This is a genomic window from Streptomyces sp. 135 (assembly GCF_020026305.1).
Classification (GTDB): domain Bacteria; phylum Actinomycetota; class Actinomycetes; order Streptomycetales; family Streptomycetaceae; genus Streptomyces.
Window position 1 is genome coordinate 658,651 of the sequence record NZ_CP075691.1, and the last position, 20,197, is coordinate 678,847.

Consider the following 20,197-nt stretch of genomic DNA (forward strand, 5'->3'; position numbering starts at 1 on the left):
CGATGCCTGAAGAGCTTCAGACCCCGAACGACGAGACCCTGACTCCGCAGGAGCCTGCTCCCCCGGAGGCACCTCCGGCTGGCGCTGACGGAGATGGTGACGGTCCCGATCCGGCAGGTACTGACGATCTGGGCGACGCCGGCAAGAAGGCCCTGGATTCCATGAAGTCTCGGTGGAAGACAGAGCGGGACCAGCGCCGGAAGCTGGAGGAGGAGCTGGAGACCCTCCGGTCCCCGAAGCCGTCCGGCACGGACGACAAGGCCGACGCTGCGGAGATCAAGCGCCAGGCCACGCGCGAGGCGAACGCGAAGGCGAACCAGCGGATCATCCGCTCTGAGATCAAGGCCGCTGCCGCTGGCAAGCTGGCCGACCCGTCGGACGCCCTGGCGTACCTGGACCTGTCCCAGTTCGAGCTGGACGCGAACGGGGACGTGGACGCGGAGGAGCTGGCCGACGCAATCGAGGACCTTCTGACTCGGAAGCCATACCTGGCCGCGAACGGTCGACCGCGCTTCCAGGGCACCGCTGATGGTGGCGCCGCGCGCAAAGCGTCAGGCCCGACTCAGTTGACCCGCCAGGAACTCAACGGCATGTCCCCCGAAGCGATCGTGAAGGCGAAGCGCGAGGGACGGCTGAAGAACATCCTCTCCGGCGGCTGACGCCGACCCCTTCCCTGCCGGATCTCCGGCACCCCTCCCCCTGAAAGGACGCCTCCGTGGCTGTCACTTCTTTCATCCCGGAGATCTGGAACGCCCAGCTCCTGACCGACTTCCGTGAGCAGACCATCGCCGTAGCTCTCGCCAATCGCGAGTACGAAGGCAACGCGACCCGGGGCAACACGGTCCGTATCAACACTGCCGGCGCCGTGGCCGTGAAGGACTACAAGGCCGCGGGCCGCACGACCGCCCCGGACGCTGTGGCCACCACGTCGGAAGACCTCCTGATCGACCAGGAGAAGAACTTCGACTTCTACGTGGACGACATCGACCGCGCCCAGGCGGCTGGCTCGATGGACAGCTTCACCCGGTCGGCAGGTGAGGGCCTGGCGGAGGACGCCGACAAGTTTCTTCTGGGCCTGGCTGTTGCTGGCGCTTCGACTGCGCTCCCGTCCGCGAACCTGACTCCGGCCACCGCGCTGAACGTGATCAGGGACATGAACAAGTCGATGAACAAGAACAAGATCCCGAAGTCCCAGCGCGTCCTGATCATCAACGCGGAGTTCGAGGCAATCCTCCTGGACGCGGACGCGAAGCTGATGAACGTCGACCAGTCGGGCGCCAGCGAGACGCTGCGGAACGCGACCCTGGGCCGCTACCTGAACTTCACGATCATCTCGTCCGAGAACCTTCCGACGGTGTCCGCGCCCCAGGCCGTGGGTCTCTACACCCCGACGCTCGCGTACGTCTCCCAGGTGGAGAAGACGGAGGCCATGCGTGCGGACAACAAGTTCAGTGACCGTCTTCGCGGCCTGCACGTTTACGGCGGTCGGGTCATGCGCGGCGGTAAGGGCATCGTGACCTTCACCGACAGCACGGCCTGATCGTGGCGTACGTGATCGGCCCGAATGGGGCCAGGGCGTACATCCCGGATGACGTCGCTGCCTGCCTGGTAGGTGACGGGTCCGGTGAGTACACGTACGCGCCAGACGAGAAGCCGGAGCCGCCCAAGGCTCCCACTCCCAGGCGCGCGCCCGCGCGTCGCAAGTCCACCACCTAGGAGGTGACGTCCCATGGCCCTGGCTCCTCTCGCCACGGTCGCTGACCTGGAGGCCCGGGGCGTCACCATCGAGCTGGACGAGCTGACCGCCGTTACCGCGTACCTGGACGTGGCTTCCACCCTGGTTCGTCAGGCGGCGGGCTCTCCAGTCTCTGAGACGACCAGCACCGTGGTTCTGGAGGGCGGCCCGTCGCCTTGGCTGTGTCTGCCTGGACTGCCGGTCCGGTCGGTGTCTGCGGTGACGGTGGACGGCCTCGCGGATTCTCGTTGGACGCTGGTCCCCTCTGGCGCGCTGTACCGCTCCTGCGGCTGGTTCAGTGTCGCGGACCTGACCCTGGTCGAGGTGACATATGTTCACGGTCTGCCTGAGGTCCCTGCCGACATCGTCGACATGGTGTGCCGCATGGTCGGCCAGGAACTCCTCTCCTTCCGTTCCGGTGAGGGTGTCTCCCGCGTTCTGAAGACGGAGCGGATCGGGGACTACTCCGCCGGCTATGACACTGACCTGGAGACAGGCACCCTGGCGCTGACGAGGTTCCAGCGGGACCGCCTGGCCGCGCGCTTCGGCGGTGGCGTCGGGTCGGTGCGTGCGCGGTGAGTCGAGTCTCTCGTCTGCTGAACGCACGCGCTGACCTCTGGCGCCGGACCCGTGTCTCTGACGGCATGGGCGGCTGGGTGGACACCTGGGCCCAGGTAGGCAGTAGGCCTGTCCGGGTCCGTGTCTCCCAGCCGTCCGCCACGGAGCGGACAGTGGCAGACCAGTCCGGCGCGAAGTTGACACATGTCGTGTACGCGGACGACCGCGCTGATGTGCGCCGCGGTGACGAGCTGCGTCAGCCTGGCCGCACCTTCAAGGTGTTGGCCGTCTTCGAACCTTCCGAGCCTGGGACGTACCTGCGCGTGAACTGCGAGGTACACCAGGCCGCTACCCCATAGGAGGCCCGCATGGCATCCGCTGTATCGGGCCTCCAGACGGCTCTCCGTCGCCTGCGTGAACTCCCTCTGCGCATGAATCGCGCCCGTAATCAGGCGCTGGAGGAGTGGGCGGGGGCCATCGAAGCCACGGCTAAGGACCTGGCCCCGAAGCGTACGGGGCGTCTGGAGGGCTCCATCGAGGCGCGTACGAACGCCAGCACCGGCAAGGCCTGGGTGACGGTCGACCCCTCCCTCCGCCTGGAGTATCCGTACTACGTGGAGAAGGGCACTTCCAAGATGGAGGCCCAGCCCTTCCTAGGCCCTGCGGCCCAACTTCATCGGCGCACTGGTGAGCGCGCAGTCCGCGCCGCCGCCAGCCGCCTCCTACGGAGATGGTGACGTGGCTACCGCTCTGCGTCCTCTCCAGACAGCCATCTACGCGAAGGCCACCGCGTCCTCTGCCCTGATGTCTCGAATCTCCGGCCTGTACGACGAAGTCCCGGAGCCAGCCGCCTTCCCCTACGTCTCCTTCGGCTCCATCACGGAGACACGTGACGACGCGCACGATCACCAGGGCCTGGACGTCGTGGTGACGCTGGATATCTGGTCGAAGGCGCCAGGTTTCGGTCAGGCGTACGACGTCTTTGCCGCACTGGACGCTGCGCTGGACCGCGTCCCCCTGGCTGTCGCTGGCTTCACGGACGTCTCGATCCGGCATGAACAGCACGAAGCCATGCGCGATCCAGACCCTGACGTCCGCCACATCTCTGCGCAGTACCGCGTGACGCTGACCGCGGTCTGACGCTCTCCCTCCCTTTTCTTGTTAGGAGCTGGCCGCATGGCTGGACTTGACGCGTTCGGAATTTCTTTCCAGCGCTCCGACATGACCCCCACGACTCCGACGTTCACCGCAATCGGAAACGTCACTTCGGTGTCCGGTCCCGAGATTGAGCGGGAGACGTACGACGTGACCGCCCACGATTCGGTTGCCGGATGGCGCGAGTTCATCGGCGGCCTGAAGGACGGCGGGGAGGTCAGCCTGGAGCTGAACTACGACCCCCGCAAGCACGATGACCTCGTGGAGGACTTCGAGGACACCGAAGCGCGGAATTACAAGCTGGTATTTCCGGCGACTGCCGGCGGTGGCTCCTGGGCCTTCAAGGCCATCCTGACTGGCTTCACGCAGGAGGCGCCCGTGGACGACAAGTTCACCGGCGAACTGACCTTCAAGGTGACCGGCAAGCCGACCATTACCCCCGGAGCGTGACCCGTGCCTTATCTGTCTGCTGACGACATCCTTTCCGCCGATGACCTCCAGCGGGAGCCGGTGGACGTCCCCGAGTGGGGCGGAACGGTCCTGGTCCAGGGCATGGACGGTACGAGTCGCGACCGCTTCGAGGCGGCCATGATGAACGACAACATGTCCGGCGTCTCGAAGGAGAACGCCCTGGACAACTACCGCGCTCGCCTGGCCGCTGCCTGTCTCGTGGACGAGAACGGCAAGCGCCTTTTCCAGGGCGCTGCGGTAAAGCGGCTGGGCGAGAAGAGCGCCCAGGCTCTCACCAGGGTCGTGGAGGCCGCTTCCCGCCTCTCCGGTCTGACGGATTCTGACGTCAAGGAACTGACGGGAAACTGACTGCCCGCCCGGAGCGAGCCTTCTATTTCCGCCTGGCCAGTCATCTGGGCATGCCTGTCCGTGAGTTGCTTGCGCGCACGTCTTCCCGTGAACTCACGGAGTGGATGGCGTACGAGAAGATCACGGGCCCGCTGGATATTCGCCTTCGCGGTGATATCCAGGCTGGCATCGTCGCCGCGACTGTCGCCAACTCCCAGGGTGCGAAAAAGAAGACGAAGGCTTCCGACTTCATCCCGGTCTGGTTCAAGCGCCGTAAGTCGCCTGAAGAGATTTGGCGTGACGTGATGGCCGCGAATTCAGCTCTGGGCGGGTCCGTCAGCACAACCGAATAACAACCGCAGCACCACAACCGCAAAACAAATGAATGGGGGTGGCCTATGGCCACGCTGGCGTCCCTCACGGTCCGGCTGGGGATCGACACCAACCCCGTGGTTGCGGGCGCCCGCAGGGCCGTGGCCTCCCTCCGCTCCATCGGCGTCGGCACGGACGACATGATCCGTGATGCCAACGGGCGTTTGCGTAACGCGCAGGGCCAGTTCGCCAGCGCTGGCCGCGGCATGGGTTCTGCCCTGGGCAACGGTCTCCGCTCTGGCATGGCCGGCGGGATGAAGGCGCTGTCCGCCGCCCCGAAACTCCTGGGGGGCATCGCTGCCGCTTCAGTAGGGGCGGCTGGAGCGCTGGCCGCTGTGCCGCTCGCGGTGCTCGGCCTGGGTGTTGCCGTCGCTGCCCAGAACGCGGAAGTCAAGTCGGCTTTCTCTGACCTGAAGAGCCACGTCACGTCAGAGATGCAAAGCCTGGCCAAGCCACTGGTGGGCCCGCTGAAGGAAGCGGCCGGCCAGATGAAGGACATTTTCGATGATCTGGCCCCGCAGATAGGCCAGCTCTTCAAGGCCATGGCGCCGATGATCGAGCCGCTAGTGGCTGGCGTCGGCGAGTTCGCGAAGGGCCTCCTGTCTGGCCTGGTCCCCGCGATGGAGGCCGCACAGCCTCTGGTCGAGGCCATCGGCTCTGGCCTGGGCACGCTGGGCGGAGCCCTGGGTGGCTTCCTGGAAGGCCTGGCCTCTGGAGCTGGAGGCGCCGCCGCACTATTCGATGGTCTGTTCGATGCCGTGGGCGCACTCCTGCCCACCCTGGGTGAGCTTCTCGGCACACTCCTGGAGGTAGCGGGGCCCGGTCTAGGCCAGCTCCTGTCCGGCCTGGCGCCTGTGATCAAGATGCTGGGGGCCAGCCTCCAGCCGGTGATCGTCGCCCTGAAGCCGGTCCTGGCCGCCTTGGTCCAGGCCGTCCTGGCGCTCCTCCAGGCGTTCCTCCCGCTCCTGCCAGTCCTGGCTCAACTGGTTGTTGCCGTCCTCCCTGCGCTGACCCCGATCCTGACCGCCCTGGTACCGCTCTTCCAGGCCCTGGGCCAAGTAGTCGCGGCCTTGGTCCCGATCCTCATCCCTTTGATCGCGATCATCGCGCAACTGGCCGCGATCCTGGGCGAATATCTGGCCCGGTACATCACTACCGTCGTCATCCCTGCCGTTCAGGCGGTCGCTGCGATCCTGCGAGGCGACTTCTCCCAGGCGTGGGCGCTGGCGAAGCAGGCTGTTTCGGGTGCCGCACGGTTCATCGTCAGCCTGATCACCCGACTTCCCGGGCAGGTTGCTGCCGTTCTCCGGCCTCTGATCACGAAGGTGGGTCAGATCGCGCTCCAGGCCGGCGTGAAGCTGATCTCCACGGTTAAGCAGTGGATCTCTGACGCCGTTCGCTGGATCAAAACGCTTCCCAGTAAGGCGAAGTCGGCCCTGTCCGGCATCGGAAGCGCACTGATCAACGCCGGAAAGCAACTGGTCAAGGGCTTCATCTCCGGCATCACTTCGATGTTCGGCTCCGTGAAGTCGAAGCTCTCCAGCCTTACCGGCATGCTGCCGGACTGGAAGGGCCCGGAGCGTCTTGACAAGAAGATCCTTACGCCAGCAGGCCGCTCCGTCCTCCAGGGCTTCATGCGAGGCATCGACGCCCAAACGCCCCTACTGAGGCGCCAGCTTCAGGGGCTGACGTCGGATCTGCCAGGCATGACCGCAGACATCACCCCGAAGGGCGTCTTCAGCGCTTCCTCGCGCAATGAACAGCGCGTCGTCTTCGACGTGACCGGCGCGGACGAGGACATGAAGCGTCTGATCCGCCGCATCGTCAAGACCCAGGGCCGCGGCTCTGTGCAGACCGCATTCGGTACTTACTGAGAAAGGAGGGGGCCGTGGCCTTCCCTCTCGACATCCGCACGGAGTTCCACCTGGCTGGCGCCTGGACCGATGTCAGCCCTGATGTCTATGTCCGGGACCAGAAGGTGATCTCCCGTGGGCGTCGGGACCAGGGCGCGACCACGGACCCCTCCTCTCTCTCCCTGACCCTGAACAACCGGGGCGGCCGATACTCCCCCAGGAACGCCATGTCCCCGCTGTACGGCCTGATCGGGCGCAACACGCGGGTGAGGGTGTCTGTGCCCAGTCCGGGGACGCCGTATCTCCAGATGGAGCCTGACAGCGGGCAACACGTCACCACTCCTGACGGTCCGGCCCTGGATGTCTCGGCTGCTCTGGACGTCCGGGCGGAGATTGCCCCCAACTGGTACGGGCCGCAGAACCAGACACTGATCGGCAAGTGGGACGCTGCGGCTGGTCAGCGGTCATGGCTCTTGCGCGTGGATCAGGGGCGGCTGTACTTCACGTGGTCCGGCGACGGAAGTCAAGAAGATGCCTGGTTCGCTAGCCGTCCGCTGCCTGTCCTCCCTGAGACTGCGGCAGTACGAGTGACCTGGGAGGCGGACAACGGGGCCGGCCAGCGGCAGACCCGCTTCTACTGGGCGGAGTCACTGGCTGGGCCCTGGACCGAGTTTGCGTCACGGTCTCTGCTGTCCGACGTCCCGACCATCTTCAACGGGACGGCTCCTCTCTCGATCGGCCCCTCTGACCTGAGTTTGAACCCTTCGGCCTACCGGCTCCCTTTTTCAGGTCGCGGGTACAGGTTCGAGGTTCGGAACGGCGTCACCGGTCCCGTGGTCGCGTCGCCGGACTTCACGGCCCAGGCCGCAGGAGCGACGTCGTTCACGGACTCCGCTGGGTGTGTGTGGACCCTGTCCGGCGGGGCGGAGATCCGAGAGCGTGAGGACCGATTCCTGGGGGAGATCTCCTCCTGGCCTATGGAGTGGGCGCTGGACGGCTCCGACATCTGGACCCCTGTCCAAGCGTCCGGGATCATGCGGCGGTTGGGCCAGGGCCAGAAGCCTTTCGACTCGACCCTCCGCCGCCGCATCCCGTCGGGTAACCCTGTGGCGTATTGGCCTCTGGAGGACGAAGGCGCGGCCACACGTGCGTACTCCCCCGTTCATGGCGTGGACCCCGCTGCCCTGACCGGAGTGGAGTTCGCCTCTCTCGACTCGCTGCCCTCCTCCTCTCCTCTTCCCCGCCTTACCGCTGCCGCGTCGCTGTCGGCCAAGATCCCAGGGACGATGGCTTCCGGCGCCTGGCAGGTGGAGTTCGTCTATGCCGCAGACGACAAACCGCCTGCGGACTATACGGAGTTGATCAGCTTCTCTTCGCCGAACGGCACAGTCCGCCGCTGGGTCATCGCCCTGAAGAAGGGCACTGCCCGAATCACTGGGTACGGCTCCGGCACCAACACTGTGGCGCTTGCGCATCTGGGTATTGGGGATGACGTCTTCCATGGGTGGATGCGCTTGCGCTTCTGGGCCCGGGACGAGGGGGACGGCACGGTCCGCTGGCGCATCGACTGGAAGGACGTAGGCGGAGACGCCGGCGGCTTCACGGATACGTGTGTGGGTGCTGCCGGACGCCTGTCCTTCCTGACCGCGAACTGGGGCGCCGCCATGGAGGGGTGGGGCATCGGCCATCTGACCGTTCTGGACACGGCGAATTCCACGCTGATGGACGGATCAGACGATGCCTACCACGGAGAGACTGCGTGGGAGCGTCTCCGCCGACTGGCCGACGAAGAGCGACTTCCCCTGTCCCGCATCCCAGGCAGGCTGACGCCGGAGCGCGTGGGGTACCAGCGCCGAGATACCATCCTTAATCTTCTGGACGCTGCGGCCCAGGCCGATGGCGGCATGCTCTTGGAGGACCCCCGCCGGGTAGGCCTGATCTACCGGGATCGGTCCAGCCTCTACAGCCAGTACCCAGTCCTGACGCTGTCCTACACGGCGCCTGGTTTGGGCCCTGATCTCCAGCCCGTGGACGATGACAGCGCTGTCCGCAACGACATCACTGTGACACGTGATGGCGGTGGTGCCGGTCGCGCGTTCCTGGCAGAGGGCCCCCTGTCCGTCCAGGTACCGCCGCATGGTATCGGTCGGTATGACGAAGCCCTGACCCTTTCGCTGGCCCACGACACCCAGACCGAGCCGGCAGCGTCCTGGCGTCTCCATCTGGGCACTTTCGATGGTGCGCGCTACCCAACCGTGTCCGTGACTGTCCACAAGCCGGGGGCAGAGACGCACGTCCCCGCGATCCTGGGTCTGCGAGAAGGGGACCTGATCCGTTTGACGGGCCTTCCCCCGTGGGTCGCGCATGGAGATGTGGACCTGATCGTGGAGGGCTGGACAGAGACGCTCGACCTGTACCGCTGGACTCTCGTTTTCAACTGTTCCCCTGGTGGCCCCTGGCGTACGGCTCTCGTGAACGTCGTCACGGAGGACTTTGAGGACCTCAACTACGCGCTTCCGCTGACCAGCGCTGGCGCACTCCCCTGGGTCCGCTCCTCCGCCCAGGCCCACACAGGGACTTGGTCGCTGAAGTCTGGTGCGATCACGAACAACCAGACGTCTGACGCGGTCCTGACCATCCCAGCGAACGCCACTGAGTTGTCCTTCTGGTACTTCACCAGCTCCGAAGCCGCCGGCGCTGGCTTCACAGGCGACTACCTGACGGTCCTGGCCGATGGTGTGGAGGTCCTCCGGGCGCAGGGTGCCACTCCGTGGACGCGCAAGACGCTGGATGTGTCCTCCACGAAGACAGTCACCTTCCGGTACAGGAAGGACAACTCCGCTGCCGCGGGCGCCGATGCTGTCTGGATCGACAACCTGCGCCTGGTCCTGGGCCAGCAACCGGTGGCGAAGGTCGACACGGATGGCTCTTCCCTGGTCTCCGCTGTCACTGCCACCAGCACGACTCTGACCGTGACCTCTGCTGGCCTCCCCTGGACAACCAGCGTGGTGGACATGCCCATCCCGATCGAAGTCGGGGGTGAAGTCATGTCTGTGACCGCAGTCAGCGGGACGACGTCACCGCAGGCCTTCACCGTCGTGCGCTCCGTGAACGGAGTCACTAAGCCCCATCAGGCGGGGGCCTCAATTCGCCTGGCATTCCCCGCTGTCGTACCCCTGTAGGAGGGCCTCCCCTCCGCTAAGGAGGCCCCCTTGACGACACCCGTTCCCTCATGGCTCCCCGGTATGGACATCACTGCCGGCCGCCTGGAGTCGATGAACCAGCGCGCCTGGGTCATGGTCACCAACTACGGTGCTGACTCCTCTGGCACGGTCGACGCGGCTCCCGCTATTCAGCTCGCGCTGAATGATGCCAGAGACAGGGGCGGAGCGTGGGTCCTGATACCTCCGGGTGTCTACCTGACTGCGTCCACAATCCGCATCTACGGAAACACTCGTCTGACGCTGATGGCGGGCGCTGAACTTCGGCGCAACCACGGCGGAACGATGCTGCTGAACGGTGACTCGGGACAGAACTTCCCTGGCTACACGGGCCACTCGAACATCATCGTGGAGGGTGGCCTCTGGAACATGCGCGGCACCACCGCAGGCATGACGTCGTCGGCCATGTGTATGTCCTTCGGCCACTGCCAGGACATCGTCATCCGGGATCTGGAGATCCGGGACGTCCCCGGTTTTCACGCAGTGGAGCTGAACTCTACGAACCACGCGCTGATTTCCAACTGTCGATTCCGGGGGTACAAGGACCCGGGAGGCCGTGACTTTTCGGAGGCGGTCCAGCTCGACCTGGCGAAGTCCTCAGGCGTTTTCGGAGGCTTCGGACCGTACGACAACACGGAGACGAAGGACGTCACGATCAGCGCGTGTCATTTCGGGGACTCCGGCACGGCCGGGACCACGGCGTGGCCGCGCGGTATCGGCTCCCACTCCGCGACGATCACGAAGTGGCACCGCCGCATCAGGATCTCCGACTGCTCCTTCGAGAACCTGACCCAGTTCGCGATCAGCGCCTACAACTGGGAAGACGTCACGATCTCGTCCAACACGTTCGTCTCCTGTGGCTCTGGCGTGCGCCTGCGGACCGTGATCGTGGGGGACCTGGAGGACACCAAGCTCCCGGACGGCACCCAGACCAACGCCAGCCAGGTCATGCGGAACATCACGGTGACGGGCAACAGCTTCCGCGGCGGCGGTGGTTACGACAACGCGATCGTGGCTCAGGGCGAGACATCCGGCACTGTCTTGAACCTCACTGTTGTCGGCAACACCATCGACGGCACGTCAGGTGGTCAGGCAGGCATCCGGATGCGATACGTGTCCCGTGCCACGCTGGGAAACAACGTGATCGCGAACGTGGCAGGTACCGGGATCAGCACCGAGAACATGAACAACATGACGTTGACCGGTAACACGGTCTGGTGGCCCGGCGGTCGAGGCATCACATGCGTGGACTCCGACAACTCCAGCATCGTGGGCAACCAGGTCCGCGACGCCTGGAACGAAGGGATCCTGCTTCAGACGTCGTCGTACATCCACGTCCGGGACAACTTCGTGAAGGGTGCCAGCCGTGCCACGAACGGTGGTTTCAGCGGCATCCGCGCCTCTGACGGCCAGAACGCCCTGACGTTCACGGGCAACACGGTCCGTCCCAACTCGGACAACGCGAACAAGATGAGTTACGGCCTCTCTATCGGCGCCGTGACCAACACCTCCCGCTGGGGCAACGACCTGCGCCAGATTGGCGGCACGAACGTTAACGGCGGTCTGGTCGATGGCACGACGTCTGGCGGTAGCGCAGTAGCTACGGACATTCAGTAATCCCCCTGGCCCCGGGCATGACCGCGCACTGTCCGGGGCCGCCCCCTTTCTTGGAAGGACCTTTTATGGCTTCCCCCATGTCTCCTGACGATCTCCTGACCCAGCTCCGCAAGTGGGGCGTGAAGTTTGCGGAGTACAAGAACTGGCGGACACATAGCCGTGACCGCGCGACCGGCAAGGCCTGGGGTCCGGTCAACGGCTTCATGGTCCACCACACTGGGTCGGACAGCCGCGACCAGCGTGCCCTCCTACGTGGTGGTGTGGCCGGACTCCCTGGCCCCCTGTCCCACTTCGGCCTGGCCCAGGACGGCACTGTCCACCTGATCGGCTGGGGTCGAGCCAACCATGCCGGCATGGGTGACCCGGACGTTCTGGCCGCTGTCCGGTCAGAGGATTACGGCGCCTACCCTCCGGCGGACAACCAGGCCACGGTCGACGGTAACGACTGCTTCTACGGCGTGGAGATCTGGTACTCCGGCAGTCACGAGATGACGAAGGCCCAGTACACGGCCCTGCGGAAGCTGTCCGCGGCCATCTGCGACTTCCACAAGTGGACGGCCAAGAGCGTCATTGGCCACGGTGAGTGGGGCTCCCCCGGCAAGTGGGACCCGGGCATGGCTCCTGGCCGCATGATGGACATGGCCAAGGTGCGTGCGGACATCGAGGCCACCCTGTCCGGACAGGCGGACAAGCCGGAGGACAAGCCGAAGCCGCCTGCGGACAGGCCGGACAAGATGCTGGCCGTGTCCGGCTTCCTTCCGGAGCTGCGCCACGGTGACCGCGGCTGGTACGTCGGCTGGCTCCAGCGGAACCTGGCCAGGTTCCTGCCGGCGGTGAAGGTGACGTCCGTTTACGACGACGCGACCGCAAAGGCCGTTCACGCCTTTTACGCCCAGGAGCTGGACTACAAGACGACGACCGCAGGCAAGGTGTTCGGCGCTGACGGCTGGCGCCGCGTCCTCTCCATCAAGTCGAAGGCCGACGGGACCGACTGATGACTGACCCGGACAGCGAAGACCTGGGCACGGTCACGATCGGTGCCAGGGAGATCTACGACCAGCTTGTGTCCCTCCGGGACGAAGTCCGGGCGTCCACGCTGAACCACGCGGCGGTCGACACGAAGCTGGTCGACCACGAGACCCGCATCCGCGCCGTGGAGCGCTGGAAGTACTCCGTCCCCACTGCCCTGGTGACCGCGGTCATCTCGGCAGGGGTGACACTCGCGACGAAGCTAGGAGCCTGATGGAGAAGATACGCACCGCCTACGCGTGGGCTCGCGCGCACAAGCGCACTGTCCTGGCCGTGGCCGCCGCTGGCCTGACTGTGGCTGCTGGCTACATCCCTGGTCTCCCCGTGGACGACATCGTTAACGGCCTGGGCGTCCTTCTGGGCGCCTGACGGTCTCACGTCCTCTCCGGCCAGTGATGGCAGCACCACAGACCAGAGGGGACCTCATGGAGAACATCGCGTTGACGGGCCTGTCCCGCGCAGGGAAAGACACTGTCGCGGCCAGGCTCGTGGAGAAGCACGGCTACGTGCGCGTCGCCTTCGCTGACAAGTTGAAGGAGGCAGCGTTGAAGGCTGACCCGGTCATCCCTTACGACCTTCCGGGGTTCGGCGGACTCAATCACACCAGGCTGTCCACCCTTGTGGATCACATCGGCTGGGAGTGTGCAAAGGACGGGTACCCGGAGGTCCGCCGCTTCCTCCAGGACTACGGCCAGACGATCCGGGAGCTTGACCCGCTGTTCTGGGTCAAGGCAGCATGGCCCCAGGTTCGCGCTGCCCAGGTACAGGGCCGCCCGCTCGTCTTCACTGACGTCCGCTACCAGAACGAAGCGGACTACCTGACGATGCACGGCTTCGACATCGTCCGCGTGAAACGCCCTGGCCAGACGCCAGGCTCGCATCCCAGTGAGCGGGAGATGCTCGACTACCCGGCAGACCACGAGATCGTGAACGGTGGCTCCCTGGAGGGCGTGGCCGGGCTCGCTGACTCGCTCGTCGTCTGAACCATGGCTGATTGGGGCCCCTTCGGGGGTCCCTTTTTGCGTTCCAGGCGACTCTCTTGGGGCGGCTACGGTACGGTATTTTGGCCGTCCAGCCGTTGACGATCAAGGGAACCCCCATGCCCCCCGCATCGAAGAAGAAGGCCGCGCACGATCTGGTTGACCGTGTCGCTGACCTGTTGAAGGAGGGCGCCACGAAGCGGGCGCAGGAAGAGGCCAGGCGCGCGACTGCCGCTATTCAAGAGTGCCGACCGCAGGACCAGGAGGCCCTCCACATGGCCCTGGCGGAGGCTCTGGTCACGTCTGGTCCCGCTGCGACTGTGACCCTGCGGCCCTACACAGACGTGCGGGGTGTGCCAGCCATGGTCACTAGGGGCGTGAACCTGTTTCGTAAGGCTGCTGATCAGGGAATGCGGCCAGCGGATGCGGCTGTACCCATTGCCGAGCTGGTCGTGGACGCGCGCCTGAAGATGCTGAATAAGTGCGGGTTGCCCGACATTACCGCTGAATCGAAGTTCACGAAGGACATTGCCCGTGACATGTACGCGGGCGCCCAGGAACACATGCCGGCGGCCGTACACAAATCTCTGGTGAAGGCAGTCCGTAACCGCATGACGGACGTCGTGGTGACACGTCTCCGGTCGCTGGACGAGTGGCCCCAGGGCTTCCCTGCGGATGCGATGGAGAGGGCCAGCACGGCATTCCCGGACCTGTCTCCGATGGAGGCCGTTTACGCCCTCTATGAGGACTGCGGGATCAGCCTCCCGCGGAAGGGCCGCACGGAGCTGGCGCGCGAGGACGCCCGCGCCAGGGCCGCTCTGGTAGCGAAGGCGAAGGCCGCAGGCCTGTAGCGAGCAGCGCGTAGGACGAGGGTCGGCCCGGTCGGGTCGGCCCTTCTCTGTTTTCAGCGCTGGAGAGGGGGCGGCCCCAGAAAGCCCTAGATCTCTTATTTTTGTTTCGTCCCACATATAAAAAAGATCTACAACTAAGGGCTCCCTCTGCCTACACCTCCAATGCCGGGACAGTTCCCCGCCTTTCGGTTCCCTCGGGGCTTCTCACCTCCTCTCCGGTCAGTAGAGAAGGCAACTCAGCCTCTCTACCTGGGGGTTTTCCCATGACAGCGATCGACACCGTGAAGAAGGCAGGTGCGCGGTTCTATTTCCGCGACACTGCGCCGAACGTGACAGTCCCTGGCGTGACCAGCATCATCAGCATGCTTCCGAAACAGGACTTCCTGGGGCCGTGGCAAGCCGGCATGGCCGCAGATCTGGCCATCGACAGCTTCGACTACCTGCGGGAGATGGCCGCCCGTGACCGCGCTGGCGCCAGGCGGTATCTGTCCGGCGCTGCTCGCCGCTACACGGAGGCTCGTTCGAAGCTCGGTTCCCGCGCTCACGATGCCTTCGAGCGGCTCATGAACGGTGAGGAGCTGGATTACGTCCACTCCGACATCGTCAACCACGTGCGGTTCTTCCGGGAGTTCCTGGCCGCCGTGAACCCGGAGCTGGTTCGCGCTGAAGACGTCGCCTGGTCGTACGAGCACAATTACGCCGGCAGCTTCGATGCGATCCTCCGTGTCTGGGTGGAGGCTGGCGGACCGACTGGCGTCCGCATCACCCCGGACCGATCCGGCACCCCCATCCTGATCATGGTCGACTACAAGACGTCGAAGAGCACGTACAGCGACGTTGCCCTCCAACTCGCTGCCTACCGCTACGCGGATGTGGTGATCGACCCGCAGGGCAACGAGGAGCCGATGCCGGAGGTCAACTCCGCCGCGGTCCTGCACATCACGGATGAGGGTTGGTCCTTCAAGGGTGTGCGTGCTGACCGCCAGGTTTTCAACGCGTTCCTGACGCTGCGGCGGACCTTCGACTGGGTCCGTACGGACTCGAAGGACGTCATCGGGTCGGCCCTGGCGAAGTCCAAGGGCTCCATGACCACCGGCACGCAGCGACGGGGGAAGTGACCATGACTGCTTTCACCCATGTCCGAGACCGCCAAGGGGACGTGTGGACCAGGAACGACGCAGGTGAGTACACGTCTTCGGGTCTGCGCCCCCGTCCGCTTCACGACGTGGCTGAGGAGTACGGTCCGCTGACTGTCGTGGAGCCGTCTACGCCCAGCACGGTGACGCCGGCCCTCCCGTCCGGTCCCGTGGTCGTCCCTGTCCCGATGTCCCGCGAGGACGCTCTGGCGAAGGCCACGGAGTACGTGGACAAGTTGGCCACGAACGGGCGCGGCTACCAGGACGGTGTCCGCTTCGGCGACAAGGTGGCCGCTGTGGAGCGCCTGGCCCGCTTCCTGATGGGTGAGGAGGCCGGCGGCTGATGGAGACCTACCTCACCTTCCAGCCTGGCCGCCGTGGTGAGTGGCAGGGTCACGAAGCCAAGTCCAACGTTCGCAACGTCATCCGCACGGCCAGGCGCAGCAAGCGGGACCTCCACATCTTCGTTGTTGGCGAGGAGGACGGCTGGCCCGCGTACACGAAGATCCCTGCCGCGGACTGGGACACCTACTTCGCGGAGGAGGTCTGATGGCCCGCTCACACGCGAACGATGGCCGTGTCTTTCGCGCTGTCATCACCAGAACCTACGCGGACGGTCGGGCCGCTTCGCGAACTTTCGGGCCGTACGACAATCCGGCGCCAGCGAAGGGCCTGATCACTCGGGCTGCGGGCCTCGCGGCGGCGTCCCGTGGCCCACGGCGCGACCCTGACCGCGCGTTCACGGTGTCAGCCCGTATCGAGACTGCTGAGGTCGTCTGGAAGGCGGTCTGACCGTGAGGGCTTACCGCAAGACGTCCATGTACCCCGTTCACGACTTCGTCCTCTACTTCGGAGCGGAGGAGCTGGCGGAGTTCCTGGAGGAGCAGGACGCTCTCCTGATGTCCACCAAGCACGGTGACTACCCCCTCACGGAGAAGGTCCTGGCCCGCATGTCCGCTGTCTCGAAGGAGGTCACCTCTTGACCTTACGCAACTCTGAGGAGGACATGCGCTCCCCCGACTGGTGTTGGACCTGCGGCCGTAAGTGCGGCTCCCAGCCGCACCGCTGACCCTTCAACTGGCCCCCTGGCCTGGCTCCGTGCCTGGTCGGGGGGCCTTTTTTCGTTTCTTCTCACGTCCTCTCCGGTCGGTGGTGACACAGAAATCGCCTGGGAGGAGACCAGCCGTGCGCGTGTTCCGTGTGGGCCACGAAGAGCAGACCCGTAGTGACGTCGGGGTTACGTTCCCTGTCGGTCCGTACATCGTGAACTTTCCCGTGACAGCCAGCCTCCGGTTGATGGGCTGGGCACACCGCGACGCCGAACACCCGAGCCCTGGCTGGGACCACGCGCTTTGCGGGATCGGCAAGCACGAGGTTTGCGGCTTCCTGGATTTGGGTGACCTCCTGACCTGGTTCGCGTCGTTCCACTCGGCATTGGATGAGAACGGCTTCAGGGTCTGGGTGTACGACGTGCCGGAGTCGGCTGTCAGGTTCGGTTCCTGCTCGGGCCAGATCGTGTTCAGTGCCGCTGACGCGGTCCATGTGGAGACCTTCGATATCCCCCTGGGTGACGCTCAATTGGCCCTCTTCTGAGGGTTTCTCACCTCCTCTCCGGTCAGTGGCAGAGGCCGCTACACGGCGCTTCTGGCGCCCCTTCTCACCTCCTCCCCGGTCAGTGGCAGAGGCGAGCAGCGCCCCACATTCCGCCAGCTTTCAGGAGGCACACCCATGCTTGACATCTTCGCGACCGATCCGGAGGCGAAGGCCCAGCGCGAGGAGCGCGAGGCGAAGGCCGACGCTGCCCGCCGCCCCGAGTGGGCCTTCCAGTTCCGTTCGGGCAAGCGCAACGGCAACCAGCCTGTGTCGCTGCGGGAGTGGCGCATCACGACCCCGCGGCACGACACGGCGAAGGCCCTGAGGGAGCTGTTCGGTGGCACGATCAGCGAAGCCCCGAACGGGGACTATGCGCTGGACACGGAGCTGGACCGCATCGAGGTCATCGTGGACGCCTCCAAGATCGAGTCCAAGCTGATCCTGTGGGCGGATGGTCACCCGATCCACGAGTGCGACGGCTCAAAGTTCCTGTCGCCGGAGGAGGACAAGGGCAAGCCGTGTGACTGCCCGAAGCTTCTGGACGAGCGCAAGGAGAAGGCCAAGCAGCGGCGCGGCCCGAAGCCGAACATCGTCGTCCCGGTCAGGATCCCGCAGGATGAGGACCTGGGCACGGGCAAGTACACGGCCACGGCGTGGTCCTTCGCCGAGGACTTCCCCTACGTCATGAGCCAGTTGAAGGCCATCGAGGGTGAGGCCCTCTGCGCCCTGCGCCTGGACTACATCGAGTGGGAGAAGAACGGCAAGATGCAGTCCTTCGTGAAGCCGGTCATGACGGTCATCGGCTCGTACCAGGACGCGATCTCGCAGGACCCGGAGCCTGACGCATGAGGTTCAAGCGTCCGCTTCAGCCAGCGGCACTACGCGCTGTCTCTGCTGTTCTGGGCACCGCCTCTGACGCTGATGTGCGACGCCCTCTCTGGGAGTTCCTCCCTGAAGAGGTTCCGCTGGTCCTGCACGAACGCCGGCGACGCTTCGGCATCGAGGAGGAGCGCATCGACGTGTCGACGCTGTCCGACGACGAAGACCTTTACCTGGAGGTGGTCCCCGTCTAGCCGCTGGCTCCTGCCCTGACGGGTGGGGGCCTTACGGCGTGAGAGGACCCAGACAGGGGCCTGACGAGAGGACAGCACCATGGCTGAGGCGACGCGTACGGAGAAGGTCATCACCTCCACGGAGGTCACGTTCACGCTGACGCTGAACCAGGCGGAGCGGGACTATCTGCGGGGTGTGCTGGGCCCCCTCCGCCCCAGTGCGGAGAACGGAGCCAACATGGACATCTTCAGGGCCTTGGACAACCCCAAGTACGTCCCGGCGGAGGACGAGGAGCCCCAAACCTTCAGGGCCGGTGACAGGGTCACGGTCCAGGTGGGGGCCAGGTCCGCTGATGGTGACCGGGTCAACCACTCCGGCCCCGCCACCGTCATCAACAACGTGGACGACGACGGGGACCACTACGTCCGCTTCAGTGGCGGTGAGGGCGCCTACGTCCTCGCCCGTTACCTCCGCAACATCTGAACCGCTGCCTGGCCTCCTGATGGGGGTCAGGCTTCGGGCGTGCCCAGACATTGAGTCGCCCCTATGCGGGCGGCTGACGAGAGGACACACCCATGGAGAACAACACGTTCAGCGTCGGCGACGAGGTCACGTTGAAGTCTGAGGGTCGGAAGGTCAGGGTCGAGTTCGGCCCGTTCACGACTCAGATGGGCACCCAGGCGTACGTCATCAAGCACCTGGACGGCCTCCATGCCGGTAAGTCAGCGACAGTCAACGGTCGCTCCCTGGAGCGGGGCCCGAAGTTCGCGGTCGGCGACGATGTCCTGGTGCTGCCGCTGGACACCCCGGGCAAGGTGGAGGCTGGTCCGTTCCTGGGCCGTTCCCAGGCCACGTTTTACGTGGTCAAGTACGCGTCGGGTACGCACATCTGGGTTGACGAGGTGGCGCTGAAGCCGGTCCTGGCGGCCCGCCTGAACACGTTCAGCTTTCGCGGCACTGAGTACGACCTGAACGCGACCTACGTGGATCGCGACGGGGATACCTGGACGTTCAACGGCCGCGTATCTCTGACCGGTGTTCCGCGGATGGACTGCGAGCGTCTCGCCTGCACAGGCCCCTACCAGGACCGCACGCTGACCACCGTCGTGGGCGCGTACGGTCCGCTGACGAAGCAGGACTGACCCTCCCGTGGTCCGGCCCTTCGGGGTCGGGCCTTCGGGCGTGCCAACACCTACTGAGGAGGCACGCATGGGGTTCGATCCTGCCGTGAACGCTGAGTACCTGCGTAAGCGCTTTGACGAAGCGGTCTGGGAGTCACCGCTGGCGCCGCTGCTCCACGACCTGGATGAGGACGACTCGCAGGCCATGGTGGCCGTTCTGGTGACTCGCCTCCTGGTGGAAGTTGGTGCGCTGTGAGTGCGGTCGAAGAGCTGGCAGGCATCATCCTCAGCAACCACGGCGAGTTCTGCATGTCGATGTCCTGCGACTGCGAGGCAGCTGCAAAGACGGAGGCCGAAGAGCTGGCCGCGCGTATCCGGAACGGGGAATGACCGTGATCCTCACCATCACGAAGGATCAGGCTCCCGCCCTGGGTCGTGTTCGGGCCCTGGGTCTGGGTGACGGCGTGTATGTCGACTACGAGGCGAACCAGCGTAGGGACTGGGGCCGGATCGTGGAGGCCCTGGCCGCCGCCATCTCGAAGGGCGCCAGCGTGACGACCGTAAGTCTCCCCGCCGTGCCCGTGGTGGAGGTGACCCCTCATGGCTAACCCGTCGAAGGCCCGCGGTACCCGCTGGGAGTCCGCGATACGTGACTACCTGAACGGCGTCCTGGGCTACTCCCACCCCACGGACTGGCGGCTGGTCAAGCGTCAGGCCCAGGAGGGCGCGAAGGACGTTGGAGACCTCCACGCCTGGCCGTTCATCCTGGAGGCGAAGGACGTCAAGTCACCTGCCGTACCTACCTGGTTGCGCCAGGCGGAGGTCGAGGCCGTTAACGCTGGCTTCCCGTACGGCGTGGTGATCCACAAGGTTCGCGGGAAGGGTCCAGCGCTGGCCCGCGTGCACATCAGCGACGCCACGTATCGGCGCATCTGGCGCGATCACCCAGACGTCTGGGCCGCTGGCCTGACCGCCGTGGCCAACATGCGGTACGGCTACTGCACGTGGACCCTGGCGGAGTTCGCCCAGGTCCTGGCCGCTGTCCGTGCCACGGAATCGATCAGTGTCGCGTCATTCGCCCAGCCCGATACACGCGTGTTCGTGGAGCCTCCCGTTAACGACTGA

Annotated in this window: 28 protein-coding genes; all 28 read left to right on the forward strand. The window is 65.4% G+C overall.

Features of this window, described 5'->3' with window-relative positions:
- Positions 1–2: 2 nt before the first annotated feature.
- The 28 genes from KKZ08_RS03020 to KKZ08_RS03160 all read left to right on the forward strand — a co-directional run bounded on the left by KKZ08_RS03020 (position 3) and on the right by KKZ08_RS03160 (position 20,197).
- The gene (locus KKZ08_RS03020; protein ID WP_223772942.1) at positions 3–659 is read left to right on the forward strand and encodes a hypothetical protein; all 657 of its coding nucleotides are present in this window, start codon (positions 3–5) and stop codon (positions 657–659) included.
- Between the two features lie 56 nt (positions 660–715).
- Positions 716–1,540, forward strand: coding sequence for a P22 phage major capsid protein family protein (locus KKZ08_RS03025; protein ID WP_223772943.1), 825 nt, complete (start codon positions 716–718; stop codon positions 1,538–1,540).
- A gap of 189 nt (positions 1,541–1,729) precedes the next feature.
- The gene (locus KKZ08_RS03030; protein WP_223772944.1) at positions 1,730–2,314 is read left to right on the forward strand and encodes a hypothetical protein; all 585 of its coding nucleotides are present in this window, start codon (positions 1,730–1,732) and stop codon (positions 2,312–2,314) included.
- Positions 2,315–2,661: 347 nt separating this feature from the next.
- A complete protein-coding gene (locus KKZ08_RS03040; protein WP_223772946.1) occupies positions 2,662–3,030 on the forward strand; it encodes an HK97-gp10 family putative phage morphogenesis protein in 369 nt (122 codons plus the stop codon).
- 1 nt (position 3,031) lies between these two features.
- Entirely contained in the window at positions 3,032–3,433 is a 402-nt protein-coding gene (locus KKZ08_RS03045) for a DUF3168 domain-containing protein (RefSeq protein ID WP_223772947.1), read from the forward strand.
- 36 nt (positions 3,434–3,469) lie between these two features.
- Positions 3,470–3,898, forward strand: a complete 429-nt coding sequence (locus KKZ08_RS03050; RefSeq protein WP_223772948.1) for a phage tail tube protein — start codon at positions 3,470–3,472, stop codon at positions 3,896–3,898.
- Between the two features lie 3 nt (positions 3,899–3,901).
- Positions 3,902–4,267: a hypothetical protein gene (locus KKZ08_RS03055; protein ID WP_223772949.1), complete on the forward strand. Its 366-nt coding sequence runs from the start codon at positions 3,902–3,904 to the stop codon at positions 4,265–4,267.
- 104 nt (positions 4,268–4,371) lie between these two features.
- Entirely contained in the window at positions 4,372–4,599 is a 228-nt protein-coding gene (locus KKZ08_RS03060; protein ID WP_223772950.1) for a hypothetical protein, read from the forward strand.
- A gap of 45 nt (positions 4,600–4,644) precedes the next feature.
- Positions 4,645–6,492: a hypothetical protein gene (locus tag KKZ08_RS38575; protein WP_263303327.1), complete on the forward strand. Its 1,848-nt coding sequence runs from the start codon at positions 4,645–4,647 to the stop codon at positions 6,490–6,492.
- A 14-nt stretch (positions 6,493–6,506) separates the two neighbouring features.
- Positions 6,507–9,653 (forward strand): hypothetical protein, encoded by a 3,147-nt coding sequence (locus KKZ08_RS03070; RefSeq protein ID WP_223772951.1) that lies wholly within the window; start codon positions 6,507–6,509, stop codon positions 9,651–9,653.
- A 30-nt stretch (positions 9,654–9,683) separates the two neighbouring features.
- Complete coding sequence (locus KKZ08_RS03075) at positions 9,684–11,309, forward strand: right-handed parallel beta-helix repeat-containing protein (protein WP_223772952.1); 1,626 nt, start codon at positions 9,684–9,686, stop codon at positions 11,307–11,309.
- A 77-nt stretch (positions 11,310–11,386) separates the two neighbouring features.
- Positions 11,387–12,304: an N-acetylmuramoyl-L-alanine amidase gene (locus KKZ08_RS03080; protein WP_223772953.1), complete on the forward strand. Its 918-nt coding sequence runs from the start codon at positions 11,387–11,389 to the stop codon at positions 12,302–12,304.
- Entirely contained in the window at positions 12,304–12,552 is a 249-nt protein-coding gene (locus KKZ08_RS03085) for a hypothetical protein (protein WP_223772954.1), read from the forward strand. Before KKZ08_RS03080 ends, KKZ08_RS03085 begins: the two co-directional genes overlap by 1 nt.
- Complete coding sequence (locus KKZ08_RS03090; RefSeq protein ID WP_223772955.1) at positions 12,552–12,707, forward strand: hypothetical protein; 156 nt, start codon at positions 12,552–12,554, stop codon at positions 12,705–12,707. Before KKZ08_RS03085 ends, KKZ08_RS03090 begins: the two co-directional genes overlap by 1 nt.
- A 56-nt stretch (positions 12,708–12,763) precedes the next feature.
- Positions 12,764–13,321 (forward strand): hypothetical protein, encoded by a 558-nt coding sequence (locus KKZ08_RS03095; RefSeq protein ID WP_223772956.1) that lies wholly within the window; start codon positions 12,764–12,766, stop codon positions 13,319–13,321.
- Between the two features lie 116 nt (positions 13,322–13,437).
- Complete coding sequence (locus tag KKZ08_RS03100; protein ID WP_223772957.1) at positions 13,438–14,169, forward strand: hypothetical protein; 732 nt, start codon at positions 13,438–13,440, stop codon at positions 14,167–14,169.
- 263 nt (positions 14,170–14,432) lie between these two features.
- Positions 14,433–15,287: a PD-(D/E)XK nuclease family protein gene (locus KKZ08_RS03105; RefSeq protein ID WP_223772958.1), complete on the forward strand. Its 855-nt coding sequence runs from the start codon at positions 14,433–14,435 to the stop codon at positions 15,285–15,287.
- Between the two features lie 107 nt (positions 15,288–15,394).
- Complete coding sequence (locus KKZ08_RS03110; RefSeq protein WP_223772959.1) at positions 15,395–15,649, forward strand: hypothetical protein; 255 nt, start codon at positions 15,395–15,397, stop codon at positions 15,647–15,649.
- Positions 15,649–15,855 (forward strand): hypothetical protein, encoded by a 207-nt coding sequence (locus tag KKZ08_RS03115; RefSeq protein WP_223772960.1) that lies wholly within the window; start codon positions 15,649–15,651, stop codon positions 15,853–15,855. The genes KKZ08_RS03110 and KKZ08_RS03115 overlap by 1 nt, the downstream gene beginning before the upstream one ends.
- Before the next feature lie 244 nt (positions 15,856–16,099).
- Positions 16,100–16,288, forward strand: coding sequence for a hypothetical protein (locus KKZ08_RS03120; RefSeq protein WP_223772961.1), 189 nt, complete (start codon positions 16,100–16,102; stop codon positions 16,286–16,288).
- A 202-nt stretch (positions 16,289–16,490) separates the two neighbouring features.
- Positions 16,491–16,898 (forward strand): hypothetical protein, encoded by a 408-nt coding sequence (locus tag KKZ08_RS03125; protein ID WP_223772962.1) that lies wholly within the window; start codon positions 16,491–16,493, stop codon positions 16,896–16,898.
- A gap of 135 nt (positions 16,899–17,033) precedes the next feature.
- Positions 17,034–17,747, forward strand: coding sequence for a hypothetical protein (locus KKZ08_RS03130; RefSeq protein WP_223772963.1), 714 nt, complete (start codon positions 17,034–17,036; stop codon positions 17,745–17,747).
- 74 nt (positions 17,748–17,821) lie between these two features.
- A complete protein-coding gene (locus KKZ08_RS03135; protein ID WP_223772964.1) occupies positions 17,822–17,971 on the forward strand; it encodes a hypothetical protein in 150 nt (49 codons plus the stop codon).
- A gap of 79 nt (positions 17,972–18,050) precedes the next feature.
- Positions 18,051–18,434, forward strand: coding sequence for a hypothetical protein (locus tag KKZ08_RS03140; protein WP_223772965.1), 384 nt, complete (start codon positions 18,051–18,053; stop codon positions 18,432–18,434).
- A 92-nt stretch (positions 18,435–18,526) separates the two neighbouring features.
- Positions 18,527–19,093 (forward strand): phiSA1p31-related protein, encoded by a 567-nt coding sequence (locus KKZ08_RS03145; protein ID WP_223772966.1) that lies wholly within the window; start codon positions 18,527–18,529, stop codon positions 19,091–19,093.
- A 67-nt stretch (positions 19,094–19,160) separates the two neighbouring features.
- The gene (locus tag KKZ08_RS03150) at positions 19,161–19,328 is read left to right on the forward strand and encodes a hypothetical protein (RefSeq protein WP_223772967.1); all 168 of its coding nucleotides are present in this window, start codon (positions 19,161–19,163) and stop codon (positions 19,326–19,328) included.
- 136 nt (positions 19,329–19,464) lie between these two features.
- Positions 19,465–19,680, forward strand: a complete 216-nt coding sequence (locus KKZ08_RS03155) for a hypothetical protein (protein ID WP_223772968.1) — start codon at positions 19,465–19,467, stop codon at positions 19,678–19,680.
- Positions 19,673–20,197, forward strand: a complete 525-nt coding sequence (locus KKZ08_RS03160; RefSeq protein WP_223772969.1) for a hypothetical protein — start codon at positions 19,673–19,675, stop codon at positions 20,195–20,197. Before KKZ08_RS03155 ends, KKZ08_RS03160 begins: the two co-directional genes overlap by 8 nt.